The organism is Myxococcus xanthus, assembly GCF_006402735.1.
Lineage (GTDB): Bacteria > Myxococcota > Myxococcia > Myxococcales > Myxococcaceae > Myxococcus > Myxococcus xanthus_A.
The window spans coordinates 1,948,883-1,963,403 of the sequence record NZ_CP017174.1 but is presented as its reverse complement, the minus strand read 5'-3'; the positions used below and the strand labels follow the sequence as shown (position 1 = coordinate 1,963,403).

At 69.4% G+C, this 14,521-nt stretch carries 13 protein-coding genes; 2 read left to right on the top strand and 11 right to left on the bottom strand.

Annotated features, from left to right (window positions below; genetic code table 11):
* Positions 1-125: 125 nt before the first annotated feature.
* From BHS09_RS08265 to BHS09_RS08230, 8 genes are all read right to left on the bottom strand, one after another.
* Entirely contained in the window at positions 126-1,082 is a 957-nt protein-coding gene (locus tag BHS09_RS08265; RefSeq protein ID WP_140797600.1) for an alpha/beta fold hydrolase, read from the bottom strand.
* 54 nt (positions 1,083-1,136) lie between these two features.
* The gene (locus BHS09_RS08260) at positions 1,137-1,592 is read right to left on the bottom strand and encodes an Rrf2 family transcriptional regulator (protein WP_140797599.1); all 456 of its coding nucleotides are present in this window, start codon (positions 1,590-1,592) and stop codon (positions 1,137-1,139) included.
* 76 nt (positions 1,593-1,668) lie between these two features.
* Positions 1,669-2,214: a hypothetical protein gene (locus BHS09_RS08255; RefSeq protein ID WP_140788796.1), complete on the bottom strand. Its 546-nt coding sequence runs from the start codon at positions 2,212-2,214 to the stop codon at positions 1,669-1,671.
* A 53-nt stretch (positions 2,215-2,267) separates the two neighbouring features.
* Positions 2,268-3,203 carry a hypothetical protein gene (locus BHS09_RS08250; RefSeq protein ID WP_174258693.1) on the bottom strand — a complete coding sequence of 312 codons (936 nt, stop codon included), beginning with the start codon at positions 3,201-3,203 and terminating at the stop codon, positions 2,268-2,270.
* A gap of 351 nt (positions 3,204-3,554) precedes the next feature.
* The gene (locus BHS09_RS08245; protein WP_140797597.1) at positions 3,555-5,627 is read right to left on the bottom strand and encodes an ArnT family glycosyltransferase; all 2,073 of its coding nucleotides are present in this window, start codon (positions 5,625-5,627) and stop codon (positions 3,555-3,557) included.
* 57 nt (positions 5,628-5,684) lie between these two features.
* Complete coding sequence (locus tag BHS09_RS08240) at positions 5,685-5,876, bottom strand: UDP-glucose/GDP-mannose dehydrogenase family protein (protein WP_257792135.1); 192 nt, start codon at positions 5,874-5,876, stop codon at positions 5,685-5,687.
* Positions 5,857-6,957 (bottom strand): NAD-dependent epimerase/dehydratase family protein, encoded by a 1,101-nt coding sequence (locus BHS09_RS08235; RefSeq protein WP_140797596.1) that lies wholly within the window; start codon positions 6,955-6,957, stop codon positions 5,857-5,859. The genes BHS09_RS08240 and BHS09_RS08235 overlap by 20 nt, the downstream gene beginning before the upstream one ends.
* Positions 6,954-7,181, bottom strand: coding sequence for a hypothetical protein (locus BHS09_RS08230; protein WP_237080227.1), 228 nt, complete (start codon positions 7,179-7,181; stop codon positions 6,954-6,956). Before BHS09_RS08230 ends, BHS09_RS08235 begins: the two co-directional genes overlap by 4 nt.
* A gap of 68 nt (positions 7,182-7,249) precedes the next feature.
* Between BHS09_RS08230 and BHS09_RS08225 the strand changes: the two genes are divergently transcribed.
* Complete coding sequence (locus BHS09_RS08225) at positions 7,250-9,148, top strand: APC family permease (protein ID WP_174260510.1); 1,899 nt, start codon at positions 7,250-7,252, stop codon at positions 9,146-9,148.
* Here BHS09_RS08225 and BHS09_RS38730 read toward each other — a convergent pair.
* Positions 9,141-10,121, bottom strand: a complete 981-nt coding sequence (locus tag BHS09_RS38730) for a glycoside hydrolase 64/thaumatin family protein (RefSeq protein WP_162520981.1) — start codon at positions 10,119-10,121, stop codon at positions 9,141-9,143. The two genes, BHS09_RS08225 and BHS09_RS38730, sit on opposite strands and share 8 nt — an antisense overlap.
* 296 nt (positions 10,122-10,417) lie before the next feature.
* On the opposite strand from BHS09_RS38730, the gene BHS09_RS08220 reads away from it, so the two are divergent.
* Positions 10,418-10,648 (top strand): hypothetical protein, encoded by a 231-nt coding sequence (locus tag BHS09_RS08220; RefSeq protein WP_140788788.1) that lies wholly within the window; start codon positions 10,418-10,420, stop codon positions 10,646-10,648.
* A gap of 9 nt (positions 10,649-10,657) precedes the next feature.
* Here the strand turns inward: BHS09_RS08220 and BHS09_RS08215 are convergent, their stop codons facing one another.
* Positions 10,658-11,287, bottom strand: a complete 630-nt coding sequence (locus BHS09_RS08215) for a GNAT family N-acetyltransferase (protein WP_140788786.1) — start codon at positions 11,285-11,287, stop codon at positions 10,658-10,660.
* Between the two features lie 147 nt (positions 11,288-11,434).
* Positions 11,435-14,035 (bottom strand): right-handed parallel beta-helix repeat-containing protein, encoded by a 2,601-nt coding sequence (locus tag BHS09_RS08210; protein ID WP_174258691.1) that lies wholly within the window; start codon positions 14,033-14,035, stop codon positions 11,435-11,437.
* Positions 14,036-14,521: the final 486 nt, after the last annotated feature.

Here is a 14,521-nt window from a genome sequence, read left to right as displayed (position 1 = left end):
AATCTCCACGTTGGCAATCCAGTTGCGCTTCCGGCGCGCGAGCCGCGTCGCGGCATCCTCGTTGTCGAAGCTGCCCGAGCTGCGGCGAATCCGCGCCGGGTCGATGCCCTCGGAGGGCGCGCGGCTCAGGCCGGCAGCTTCTTCAGGAAGGCCAGCAGCGCGGCATTCACCTCGGCGGCGCGCTCCTGCTGAACCCAATGCCCCGCGCCGGGAACGACGTGGATGTCGGCCAGGTTCGGCACCAGGGACTTCATCGGGTCGACGGGCGAAAAGGCACGCACCGGGTCCTTCTCTCCAACGATGTAGAGCGCTGGCTGCGAGATGACCGCCGTCGCCAGCTCAGGCAGTTCGTGCCAGTCCCGGTCCATGTTGCGATAGCGATTGAGCCCGCCCCGGAATCCACTGCCGGCGAGCTCCTTCGCGAAGTACGCGACGTCCGCCTCGGTGAGCCAGTCGGGCAACGTCTCCGGCACGTCGAGCCCCGCGAGGAAGCCTCCCCCCTTCTTCTTCGCCAGCACGGCGGGATTCGTCACATCGAAGCCGGGGGTGCCCGTGAGAATCGTCCGGACCGTCCTCGGGACGTCCGCCTCGAACTCGGCCTCGGCCACGCCGGGCTCCTGGAAGTAGAGGATGTAGAACCACTTCTCACCGAACATGTGCTGGAACAACTGCATGGGCGGCATGGGCGCGCGCCCCAGATGGGGAACGCTCATTCCCACCACCGCACGGAAGCGGTCGGGATGCAGGGCGGCACAGTTCCAGGCGATCGCCGAACCCCAGTCGTGGCCGATGACGATGGCCGTCTTCTCCCCCAGCGCATCCAGCAAGCCAACCGCATCACCCACCAGCTGCTTCATGCTGTACGCCTCGATGGCCTCCGGCTTGTCGCTCTGGCCGTAGCCACGGACGTCTGGAGCCACCACGTGGTACCCCGCCGCCGCCAGCGCCGGAAGCTGATGGCGCCACGAGTACCAGGACTCCGGCCAACCATGCAGGAGCAACACGAGCGGCCCTGAACCCGCCTCCGCGATGTGCAGGTTGATGCCATTCGTCTTGACGGTTCGATGCGTGATGTCAGCCATGGGTGTGCTCCAGAGGTGACGGTACGGTGGGGGCGCACAATAGCGCCAGGCGCGTCAGGCATGAGGCTTGACGCACCGCTTCACGGCACGAGCGTGACGGCGGCGAACGCCGCGTCCCAGGTCCGCCACGGACGTGCTGCGAAGGTGTTGCATGAGCAGCGCCGCGGCCTGGTCCAGCGCCTTTCCCAGCGCATCATTGACGGCCTGCTCCACGAGACAGCCCGGACTTTCATCATGCGGGCCGATACTGAAGAGCGTCGGCGTTCCGAGCGCTTCGTACACGTCCCCCAGCGTCACCGTGTCGAGCGTGCGCGCCAGCGACCACCCTCCCCCGTGCCCCTTCACCGAGGTGAGGATGCCTGCATCCCGAAGTCCGGCCATGGTCCGCCGGACCACCACGGGATTGGCCTTCAGCAGCCGCCCCATCGCCTCTGACGTCACCACGGGGCCCATGTCCTCCATGTGAAGGAGGACATGCAAGGCGACGGAGAGCCGACTGTCGCGTCTCATGCCACTTCATATGTGGCGTGAGACGCGGCCAGTCAAGCGATTCGGCAGGTGGGGTTGCTGGGTGGGGTGTCGTGACTCAGTAGTTGACCACACCGTTGGGGAGCAGCAGGCGGTGGCTCCCCAGGTCCACGAGGGAGCGCGCCACGTCGAGCTGCACCACCGCGCGGCCACGCAGCGCCAGCTCGTGCACGGGCGCCTCGAAGGTGACCGGGGCGACGCTGGCGTCGACGAAGCCGGAGCCCTCCGCCCGGGCATAGCCGCCCAGCCCCTCCAGCTGGAACGTCACGCGGACGCGCTCCACGCCTTCCGGCACGTAGAAGTAGGCCACCAGGTGCGCGTGGTCGGCCTGGGCCACATCCACGCGGTCTTTCGCCAACTCCACCTTGAGCGGGACCCCGTCCGCGGTGACGCGAACAGCACCGATGGGGAGCTCCAGCTTGTCGTAGCCTTCCGCCGCCGAGCCGCGGAGCCGCAGCTCGAAGCGCTGCCCGTCCTCCGTCTGGACCGGACCGGACGGAGCGGGTGGCTCGTCCTGGACGGAGTCGAGCCGATCACTGCCCCCACCGCAGGCCGTCAGGGCGAGGGCCGCGCAAACGCACGTCGACAACATGATCTTCTTCATGGCGTGTCTTTCCTTGAATCTTGAAGGGAGTCTTGAAACGAATTGGCACCGGCTCAGGGCGAGCAGCTCTGGCCGGAGTTGGAGGTCGGGTCGACGGCGAGCGCCTCCGCGGCCTGGGGCGTCGACGGACCGGGGATGAAGCCGGGCGGGAGCGGGAGCGAGTCGCAACCGTTGTTGAAGGCGTCCACGGGGTCAATGAGGCCCGAGATGACATCGCACTGGGTGGTGTTCAGGGCGGCAACCGCAGCCGTGAGGAGCGACGCCGGGTTGGGCGTCGCGCCGAACAGGCGCTGGTTGCAGATGCCCACCAGCGTCTGGCGCGCGAGCAGGAAGCGGAGCCGGTCCAGCTGGCTGCGCATCCCTCCCGCCGGGTACATGGCCGGGCTGCCCCACAGGATGCCTTCCGCGGCGGGCAGCGTGACGATGGTCCCGATGGCGCCCAGGTTGATGGGCCCCTGCGCCAGGCACTGCGTGAGCGTCAGGATGCGGTTCTTGTAGAAACCGAGCGTCCTCGTCGGGCCGGTGCACTCGACGGGAGGCGGCTCTTCCCGCTCGCACGTCAGGCGCGCCGAACACATGGCCGAGCCCAGGTCGAACGTCACCCTGAACGTGTTGTCGATGTGATTGTCCGCCACGCCATCCTGCGCGGCAATGGTCACGCACTCGTCATAGCTGCCGATTTGTAGCGCGAAGTTCGACGTCAGTGAGCCGTTGACGGGAATGCTCACCGGCGGCGGCGGCGAGAACGTGAAGCCCTCGCTCGACAGCACGTCATCGGTCGCCGTCAACAAGACGGACGGCAACGTCGGATGGACGTTGGTGACCTTGAAGCTGTAGTTCGCGGTGTAGGGATAATCGTCCGCCACCACCACCGACTCGCCATTGACCTTCTTTTCGCAAATCAGGTCATGGGCATTCGCGACTCCGCTCCCACCCACCACCACCGCACATACCGCGGCAACCCACTGCTGCTTCTGCTTCGTCCGCATTGTTCCGACCTCGTTCATGAGCACCAGGCTCGGACGTGGCGGATTTCACCGTTTGTGCCACGTCTGGGAAGACGAGGGGCGACAAGCCCCTGACACAAGGATTCCCCATGGGAGGTAGGTGTTACGCCCTTCCTCTCGTCGAATGGAAAATCTCATCCCACAGTGGGGACTGCGCCGGTGGACATGAAGCAACATCAGGGCTCTGCGAGGAGGGTAATTGCCCCACCCGCGACCGTCCGCACGCCCTGTTGACCTGGGCAAACGCTTCCCATGTCCCGCGAGATGCCTCGGCAGTGAAGTTCCCTGCACCCGACAGGCATTGGCCCCACGGGGCGTTGCGACGCTTTTTCCTCAGACGCCCGGGCGGGAGAACGTCACCCGCTGGCCGTTGGCGCCCAGCTCCAGATGCGTCACGTCGGCGCTGGGAGGCCCCAGCACGGGCACGATGAACCAGCTGGCGCGCCGCAGCGTGGCAGGCTGTCGCAGCGCGGCGCCGGGCGCCAGCATGCGCTCCACGCTCCCGCCCGGCCCGTGGAAGACGACGCGCAGCGCGCGAAGAGCACCATGGGCGCGGACGTAGAAGGCATACCGGTCACGGCCCCCACCCGCGTGGCCCGCCGCGACGCCCAGCACCTCCATGTCCTTCTCACGGAAGACCAGTGGCATGACCCCATCAGGCAGTGGCGCGGGTTCGGACCGGGGCGCCTCCAGGTCATAGGCTCGCAGCGCGGCATCCGGGGGCACACCGGGGACGGGGGCGTAGCGCTCCGCGAGCGGTGAGACGAGGTAGGGGTGATAGCCGCGCTTGCGAGCACTCACGATGTCTGGCGGCCGCCGGTACGCCATGCGGTTGCTCCAGAACATGAGGCTCAGGTACTCCATGGAGTTGGGCACGTCCGAGTCCTGCGCGAGGAAGAGGACACTGCGCGCTGGCGTCTGCTGTTCGAGCGCGCGCCCCACTTCGCGGGAGTAGGTGACGTACAGGTCGTCCAGGTGTTTGGATTGATAGTCTGCCTTCGCCTCCGGAAAGGTGAAGGCCAGCAGCCACGCGAGCACGCCCGAGGCCAGGAGCCCCAGCCCCAGGGGCGCCCAGGACAGCTTTCGCGGTAGGCGCCAGCACACGAGCGCGACGAGCAGCGCCGCCGCCGCGGCCACGACCAGGCCCTCGGCGAGCCCGGGACGGGCTCGCGTCTGCGCCAGCACCGTGGGGAGCACGGCGCGGACATCACCGAGCACCGGCAGGTGCTTGACGAACCACGGCGTGGCGGCCGCCGCCAGGAGCGCCGCCGCGAGCGCGGGGTGGCGTCTGGCATCCGCGCCCGCGATGGCCAACGCGGCCAGGACGGCGGGCACCGCGCCCCAGGCAATGGCGGGGACCTTCACCACGCTCAGTGACAATACGAGCCAGGTGGCCCCCACCCACAACGCGAGCCCCACCACCTCGAGCTCTCGCCGACGCACCGCGCGCACCAGCAGCCACACGAAGGCGAGCAGCGGCAACGCAGCGGGCAGCGGCGCCAGGCTCTGGGTGTTGACCTCGTTCAGGAGGGCATCCACCGGCCGGTGCCAGGGCCCCACGTCCACCGTCGGGTCGGCGAAGAGGTGGGCGCGCGTCACCCGCGCCTCCAAGTCATGCAACTCCGGCCAGCGCCATGCGGAGTAGAAGCTCCATGGCGCCGCCAGGAGCACGGCCATGCCCACCATGGCCACCACCGTGCTGAACCTCGGCCCCGGACAGAAGCGCAGCCGGCCGAGCGCCCACAGCGTGGCCGCGATGCCCAGGGGCGTCAGCGCGAGCCCCGTCTTGCAAAGGAAGCCCAGCCCCACGGCCGCCCCTGCCGCCAGCCCCCACCGCCAGGAGCCCTGGCGCGTGGCGTGGAACAGGAGTGCCACCGCGACGGCGTTGCAGCCCGTCAGGGTGCAATCCGTCACATCGCCGAAGATGCGCCCCTGGACGAGTTGCCAGCCAAAGGGCATGGCGAGGAAGCCCGCCGCGCCCAACACGGCCCAGAAGCGCCCGGCCGGCCTGCGCGCGATGAGATAGATGGACACCGCCGCGGCCAGATGCCCCAGGAGCGAGGCCAGCCGCAACGCCAGCGGCGTCACGCCCACCACGTGCATCATCAGCGCGCCGAACCAGAAGGGCCCGGTGGGCTTGTGCATCCACACGTGCGCGGCCCACCAATGGCGCGGGTCCGCGGGAAAGACCGGGTCCTTGTAGATGTGCGGCGTGAAGAAGGTGTCGTGCGTGCCGCGCGCGGCGGCCTGATGCATCGCCTCGTCCCAGATGTAGATGGCCGGATGCGCCAGGTGGGGCGCGAGCTGAGTCAATCCCCAGACGACGAGCGCCACGATGAGCAGTCCATCGAGACGCTTTTGAAAGACATCGGGGAGCGCGGCGGCAGTCGGGGCGTCGGTGCTCATCGGGGCGATGCGTGGGGATAACACCCCAAGCCCGCCAGAGTCACCCGGAGCCGTGCGTCAGTCGCGCCCGATGCCAATGTAGGTGAAGCCATCGCTCCGGGCGAACCGAGGGTCGAGCACGTTGCGACCATCGAAGATGATGGGGCGGCGCATCAAGGCGCGGAGCCGCTTGAGGTCCGGGCGGCGGAGCTCGTTCCATTCCGTGACGAGGAAGCGGACGGCGCGTCGTCTAACCTGCGTGGACCTCACGCGCCCCTCCCTGCCCGGACGCCACCGGCCGCCCGAGCATCAGGGTCCGCAGCCAGTCGTGGAGCCGGTCCACGCCCTCGGCGACTCCCACCTGGGGCGCCCACCCCGTGGCTGCCTGGAACTTGCGGGTGTCGGAGACGTAGTAGCGCCGGTCCCCCGTCCGCCAATCCTCGAACTGGAGCGCGGGCCGCAGGCCGGTGCGCTGTGAGATGAGGCCCAGCAACTCCAGCAGGCTCACCGTCCGCGACGGGCCGCCGCCGATGTTGAAGGCCTGCCCCTTGAGCCGTCCGATGTGCTGCTGCGCCAGGCCGAGCGCGCGCACCAGGTCGCCCACGTCGAGGATGTCCCGCACCTGCTTGCCATCCCCGTAGAGCGTGAGAGGCCGGCCTTCGAGCATGCGCAAGAGGAAGTGCGCCACCCAGCCCTGGTCCTCGGTGCCGAACTGCCGGGGGCCGTAGATGCAACTCATCCGGAACACCACCGTCCGCAGCCCGTAGGCCCGCGCGTAGTCGAGCACGTACTGGTCCGCCGCGCCCATGGAGCAGCCATAGGGGCTCTCGAAGTCCAGCGGGCAGGCCTCCCCCACGCCGTGACCGCGCAGGCCCGCGTCCCGAGGCTCGTAGCGGCTGGGCTTCTGGACGAGCTCCACGCCCGGCATGCAGCCGTAGACCTTGTTGGTGGAGGTGAAGACGAGCGAGGCGGGCCGCTCCATGGCACGCAGCGCCTCCAGCACGTTCAGGGTGCCGCCCGCGTTGACCTCGAAGTCGGTGACGGGCGTCTCCAGGCTGGTGGTGACAGCCACCTGGGCCGCGAAGTGGAAGACCTGGCTGGCGCCGACGACGGATTGCTTCACCGCATAGGCATCCCGTACGTCCGCCGTCATCACCTCCAGCCGGGCGCCATGCCGAGCCTGGAGCCAACGCAGGTTGTGCACCGCGCCGGGGCGCGTCAGGTTGTCGACGACGCGCACGGTCCGCCCCTCGGACAGGTAGTGGTCCGCCAGGTTGGAGCCGATGAAGCCGGCCCCGCCGAAGATGACCGTCCTGCCCCCATCCACCTTCCAAGGTTCCGCCGCGCTCATACGGTCAGCCCTCGCGCCTCGAGTTCCGCGCGCGCCTCCGCCACGCGGTCCGTCGCCACCTGGTCTTCGAGCCACGACGACAGCTCCGCGAGCCCGTCGTGGAAGGAAACCCGGGGTGCGTACCCCAGCAGCTCACGCGCCAGGGAGATGTCCGCGAAGCAGTGACGGATGTCGCCCATGCGATAGCGACCCGTCACCGCGGGGCGGAGGCCGGGGCGGCCCATCACCTCCGCGGGCGCATGACCCGTCGCCTGTCGGAGCCCCCTCGGGCGCGCGGCACTACCTTTCAGGCATGTCCCTGCGGCAGCTCCTGTTCGGCAGGCCCATCTCGAACGAGCAGGCGGAAGAGGAGAAGATAGGTCCGCTGACCGGTATCCCCGTGCTCGGGCTGGACGCGCTGGCCTCCGCCGCCTACGGGCCCGAGGCCGCGCTCACCGTCCTGCTCGTGCTGGGCAGCGCCGGGCCGCGGTACATCGGCCTGATCACCAGCATCATCGTGGCGCTGCTGCTCGTGGTGCAGTTCTCCTACCGGCAGACCATCGCCGCGTATCCCGACGGCGGCGGCTCGTTCTCCGTGGCCCGCGCCAACCTGGGCGTGAGGCCCGCGCTGCTCGCGGCCGCCGCACTGGGACTGGACTACGTGCTCAACGTCGCGGTGGCCATCTCAGCCGGCGTGGGCGCGCTCGTCTCCGCCATCCCCAGCCTGTTCCCCCACACCCTGCTCCTGTGCCTGGTGCTGCTTGGCCTCATCATGGTGGTGAACCTGCGAGGCATCCGCGCCGCGGGCATGGCCTTCCTGCTACCCACCTACCTGTTCGTCGGCTGCCTGGGCATCACCCTGCTCACGGGCGTCTGGAAGGTGCTCACGTCCGTTGGAAGTCCCGTCCCCGTCGTCGCCCCACCCAGGCTCCCGGAGAGCACGGCCACGGCGAGCCTCTGGCTGCTGATGCACGCCTTCGCGAGCGGCTGCACGGCGATGACGGGCATCGAGGCCGTCAGCAACGGCGTGCCCATCTTCCGCGAGTCCCGCGTGCGCAACGCGCGCCGGACGTTGATGTGCATCGTGAGCATCCTGGTGATGCTGCTCGGCGGCGTGGCGTGGATGAGCCATGCCTATGACATCGGCGCGACCGCGCCGGGCCAGGCCGGTTACCAGAGCGTGCTGTCCCAAATCGTGGCCGCGGTCACCGGGCGCGGTGCCTTCTACTACGTGACGCTGGCGGCCATCGTCTGCGTGCTCTGCCTGTCCGCCAACACGAGCTTCGCGGACTTCCCCCGCCTGTGCCGCGCGCTGGCGCTCGACAGCAACCTGCCTCCGGCGTTCGCCCACGTGGGCCAGCGCCTCGTGTACTCCACGGGCATCGTCACCCTGACCCTGATGGCCGCCGTGCTGCTGGTGGTGTTCAACGGCGTGACGGACCACCTCATCCCGCTGTTCGCGGTGGGGGCCCTGTCTGCCTTCACGTTGTCCCAGCTCGGCATGGTCATGCACTGGCGGCGCCTGGGCGGGCGCGGCACGCGGCGGTTCCAGTGGGTGAATGGCGTGGGCGCGGCCTGCACCGCCGTGGCGCTGTGCGTGGTGGCGGCGGCCAAGTTCGAGGAGGGCGCCTGGCTGACCGTCGTCTTCATTCCCCTGTCCTATGCGCTGCTCCGGACCTCGCGGCGCCACGCCGAGCGCGTCCGCGCCGCCACCGAGACACTCCACCCCATCCCGGTGCAGGCGCTCGCCGCGCCCGTGGTGGTGGTGCCCCTCCGGCGCCTGGACCGGGTGGCGCAGAAGGGCTTGCGGCTGGCCCTGTCCATGTCCCCGGATGTGTACGCCGTGCAGGTCCTAGGACAACCGGACGCACCGGAGCAATTGGCGCGGCGCTGGGAGTGGCAGGTGGCCGCCCCCCTTCGGAAGGCCGGACGGCCCGTGCCACGACTGGACGTGCTCGTGCCGACCTATCGCCAGGTCATGGACCCGTTGCTGGGCTACGTCCGGAAGCTCGCCGCGGAGCATCCGGGCCGGTTCATCGCGGTGCTGGTGCCGGAGCTCGTCGAGCGCCGCTGGCACCACTTCATCCTCCCCAGCCACACCGCCACGCTGTTGAAGATGATGCTCCTGGTTCGCGGCGGGCCCCGCGTCGTCGTCATCAACGCGCCCTGGTACCTGCGCGAATCCTCGGGCCGGCGGGGGCGGCTCAGATGAGGTTCTTCATGCGGACGACCAGGTTCTTGTCGCTGCTCCCCAGCGTGCTCGCATCGTCCGTGGGGATGACGTAGCCCTCATCGGCGCCCACATGCTTCCGGTAGAAGTCCACGACGCCAGCGTCCTGGACGTTGGACGTGGTGCTCTTCTTGATGCCATACACGGAGCCGTCCGCGTTGCGCGCCTTGATGGAATCCGGCGCGGCGGACAGCAGGTCATCGTGCGTGCCCGACACCCGGCCGCCCTCCTCGGGCTGCATCGTCATCGAGGCGTTGTGGCCCTCGATGTAGCTCACGTCGTAGTACGTCTTTCCGAAGCTCCCGTCGAACTTGACCTCGCCCAGCGTGGCCGCGCTGCCGTCACCGGACGTGCTCCGGAAGTTGCCGGACCAGTTCTCCGGGAACTGAAGCGTCTGCGTCTTGCCCGGCGCCAGGGTGACGGAGTCCAGCTCCTTCTCCCCCGCGTTGGGTGTGAACTTGATGGTCATCGGCGTGTTGCCGTCGTTGGTGAAGGTGATGGTGTTGCCGTCCTTCGACACGCCCGGCGCGCCCGTGGGGCCCGCGACGGCCTTCGCCTGCGAGCCGGCCGGAGCGGCGGGGGCAGCCGGAGCGGCCGGCGCTGGCTCGAAGCGGTCCACAGCCCGGTTGGCGGGCGCGCTGCCCGGGCCCTTCGCCTCGGAGACCGGGTGAGCGCTGCCCTGCGGACGCTGGGCGCCCTCACCGCCCAGCACGCGGGTGGCCTCCGTCAACAGTTGGGCCAACCGGGAGAGATTCTGCGCCAGCGCCTCCACGCCCTGCCCCTTCGCCGCCCCCTTCGGGCCATCGAAGCCGTCCAGCTGGAACAGCTGCCGCAACGGGTCCATCTGCCCCGCCCCCGTCATGGACTGCCGTGGCGTCGCGGGTCGCTCCATTCCGGAAGCGCGCTGGAGGGTGGGGCTGGAGACGCACGAACGGGAAACGGGGGAGAGCGCCATGGCGAGGGGTCCTCGGCTTGGGGTGGATGCAGCCACGTAAAGCAGGCGCCGTGCCATCTCCCACCTTCCGACCGGCCTCCGCACAACTCGTTGAAATCGCTCGGTGGGGTCGCTGATGGCGGCCACGTGGCCTCATTCCTGGAGGGCGGCGTCCTGGTGACTCTCGCACCTGCCTGGTGTTCGCAGTCACCACCCGGCGTGGGCCCCGTGTGCCGCTCGACACGCCCTCACCGCGGCCCTGGAATCCCACACACGGCACGCGGTTGAATACGCCCGTCGCTCACGGAGGTCCGCCCATGCGCCGTCTGGCCATCATTCCGCTCTTCGCGCTGTTCGGCTGCGGCTACGTGCAACTGGGTATCCCAGGAGGCGCTGTCGACCTGGGCTCGCCCCGGAACGCGAGGGTGGGCGTCTTGATTCGCCAGCCCGCGAATGAACCGCTGGAAGGAGAGCCGGAGCGCGAGGACAAGGCCCCCGACGCGCCGGTCCCGAGCAGCTCGGGCGCCGACACGACGTCGGCCCCCTGAGCAGAGGGCCTACAGCAGCTTCTGCCCCAGCACGTCGAACGCTTCCAGGTTGCTCGCGGCGGCGGGGCTCGCCCGATAGTCCTCCGCCAGGAGGGTCCAGAGCATGATGTCGCGCCACGAGCCGTCAGCGGCCTGGAGGCGCTGTCGCAAGGTGCCTTCGTGGGTGAAGCCCAGCTTGCGGGCCACCGCGACGCTCGGCACGTTGAGCGGGTCGCAGTGAATCTCCACCCGGCGCAGGCCATCCAGCTCGAACGCGACCCGGACGAGCGCCGCCGCTACTTCGGTCGCGAGCCCCTGGCCGGCGTGCTGGGCCGCAATCCAATACCCTATCTCCCGGCCCCCCTCGCCCACGCGGGGATGCAGCCCGCAACCGCCCAGGACCTCCGTCCCACCCCGGTCGAACACGGCATAGGTGAAGTCCTGTCCCAGGTCGAAGCTCCCGCGAAAGCGCCGCAGGACGGCGGCCTGCTGCTCCACGCTGATGGGGTAGTGCCGCGCCCAGTCCAACCAGGGGCGCAGGTGGTCGAGGCTGGCGTCGATGGCGCGGAGCGCACGCGCGGCGTCAGCGGGTGACCAGCAGCGGAGCAGGGTTCGTGCTGTCTGGAGGGTGTACGCAGGCCCGCAGGGAATCGGAGTCATGACGAACCAGTGGAAATAGAAGTGACTTTGGCCCCTTCCATCCCACGGAGTCTACGACAGAGACAGAAGCCAGACAGGCCCGGGGCCACGAGCAACGCGACGGCCACGGCAATAGCTTATTCAATGCCTCGACGCACTCCGTCCCGTCTAACGCACCACGTGCATCTGGGAGGCACTCACCCCGTCGCCTCGCACCCGCACCTCCAGGGCCCCTGCCTGTTCCGCGCGGAAATAGAACACCGCTTCCTGCTGCGGTCCCTCCAGGACCATGGCGCCGCTGCCATTCAGAGGCACCAGGGCCTGCGTACACGCCGCGTCCCGGAAGAAGGTCACCCCTCCAACGTTCCCCACCGCCTCCACCACCAGCAGGGACGAAGCCAGGGCGGACAGATTGCCCATGGCGTCCTGGCTCTGCACCACCAACGCCTCGGAGCACGCGCCCGCCGCCACGTCTTGCTGGGGTGTCAGGAAGGCCACCTGCGCCGCCGCGTCCGCCACCACGTCCACGTCGAAGGTAGCGCCCGGCAGGGTCTCCCTGGCATAGCCCGCGCCACTGATGCGGTTGCGGCTGATGACGTTGGCCCCGCCCAGGTCCGAGATGGCCGCCTGGTACGGCATGCCGTTCGCCACCACGTCGTGGCTCAACGTGTTCTCCACCACGAGGAGCCGTGAGGATTGCGCCAGCGGCCCGCCGTCCGCCTCCGCCTGCGACAGGTCGATGCCAATGTCGTTCGCCTCCAGTGTGTTGCCCTGGATGAGGACGTCCTCGCACACCGGGCCGCCGTAGTAGGCCCCACCCGCGACGAGGATGCCGGCCGCCACATAGCCGGTCCCCGTATAGACGTTGCCGGTGACGCGGTTGCCCAGCACCTGTCCCGTGGCACCGAAGCTCAGCTGGATGCCATTCCTGGCGATGATGGCCGACGGACCGCCGCCCTCCACCACGTTGTCCTCCACGGCCACGTCCACCCGGCCCGAGGCCACGATGCCCGCCTTCTGGTAGCCCGCGACGTGGTTGCGCAGGACCTCCACCTGGTCCACGCGGGACGCGTCCTGGGCGTTTCGCACCTCGATGGCCACGCCCTCCTGGCAGGCGCCCCGGCCCTCATCCTGATGCAGCGCGCGCACCTCGCTGTCGGTGACGGAGCCACTCGCCCCCATGAAACGGATGCCCGCGAGGCCAGCCTCGCCCGCGTCACACGCCAGCTCCGACAGGCCGCGCGCCTCCACCGTCACGTCGTGGACGTGGGCCGTGTCTCCCCGGTTGCGGAGCACCGCCCCCTGGAAGCGGCCGCCTTCGGGGTCCACCGCCGTCACCACGTGTCCGGCGCCGTCGAAGGTGACTCCATCCGGGATGTACAGCGTGCCCTCCGTCGTGCAGTCCGCCGTCAGCGTCACGCGGCCGTTCTCCCACCGGGCGGAGCAGGGAGGAAACGCCCCACAGCGCCGGTCGTCCCAACGAATCCGGAACACGTGCGTCGCGCTCATCCCCGAGACATTCGTGACGGTAAGCCGCACGGACGGCTCCACGTCCGCCGGGACACAGGACAGCGCGGACCAGCGCACCTCGCCCCGCGTCCCGTCCTGAGTGGCGGTTCCCAGGAGGCCGGTGTTCGCGGACCACTGGAAGGTGAGGGCCTCACCGCGAGGGTCCTCCGCCACCGCCTGGAGCAGAACGGGCTCCGCGCCCAGGGCCTCCGTCCGCGACTGAGCCGTGGAGACGATGATGGGCGGCAGCCGCTGCACCACACACACGTCCACCAAGCCGACGTGCTCACCGCCACGGCCATCCCGCATCGTGACGTGGAACTGGCACGCGCCACAGGCCCCCGAGGGCGGCGTGGCCGGCGTGAAGCGAGGCGACCGCGCGCTCGCGTCGTCAAAGGTGCCTTCGCAGGTGGCCGTCCACGCGTAGGTGAGCGTGTCTCCGTCCTCGTCCCGGCCTTCCGCCTGTAGGTGCAGGGAGTCGCCATACTGGACCTCGCCGGAAGGGAGGGAGCCCAGCTCCACCATCAGCGGCCAGCGATTGAAAGCGGCCGCGCCGTCCGCGCCGAAGCCATGGTCCCGGGCCACCCGCACGGGGAAGTCCAACGTGGCCCCCAGGCCCACCGCGTTCGTCACCTGGAGCGTCAACGTGACGAAGCCGGACACATCCGGCGCCGTCCAGACGGGCGCCACGGCGCTGGCGTCACTGAAGCTTCCAGCCGAGGCCCGCCAGGCATACGTGAGCGCCCCATTCCCGGACGAGGCCTCCGCCACCGCGCGCAGCGCCACCTCCCCTTCGGGCCGGACCTCCGCCAACGAGCCCAGCACCGCGTCGATGAAGGGCGCTCCGGGCACGCCGGAAACGGTGGCTCGCGGAAGCAGGACGACCAGCGCCGTCCGGTGTGCGTCGAGGCCCACGTTCGGGACATCGATGTGCGCCAGGACCTCACCGCCATCGCCTCGGACGGTGGCACTCGCCTCAGCCTCCCGTCCGGAGGCAATCCGTCGCACCAGCCCCTGCCACAGACCGTCGCCGCCTGAGAGCACCGCGCCCGCCTCTTCCCCCTCCACGGGCGTGAGCGTGGCGTGGACCTCCGTGACGGACCCGGACGCCAGCGTGCGCGGCAGCACCACCATCATCCGCGCCGACGCGGAGGGCTCCAGGTGGATGGGCAGCGGGTCCTCAGGGAGACACCCCGTCGTGGCCACCAGCATCAAGAGGCCCGCGAGGCGCCAGGGGCTCAGCGTGTCCAAGGGACTCATCACGGCATCCTCCAGGCGGGACAGGAATTCGAAACATTACCGGGTGCCTCCCGGTGGCGCGAGGAACCTGCCTTCCATGCAACGCGTCAGCGGACCTTCCGGCGAGCCCCCCTCCAGGGCATCCTTCCCGTTGACTGCGCGACGTGGACACTGGCTCCACCGCGTCAAGCGTTGCCGGGCTCCTGTCCCCCATGCCCATGCGGCCTGGCCGAGAGACACGCCCCCAGCGCCACGCCCTGGCCCGGCGCACGAGGCATCATCCTACCTTCTCCTCCCCGTATTCCGTTGGCCCCCAATCACATCCACCCCCATCTGGACATCTCACCAGGACCCGAGCAGGGGGGACTGTCCACAGCCAGCACCACCGCCATCCGTGGAGTCCATATTGCGCTGCACAACTTCACACTATCGATTCCTTCTCACCGAGCACCCGCTCGGAGAGAGGAAACAGTATGAGTCGAAATCGATGGCGATGTTTCGGAAGCC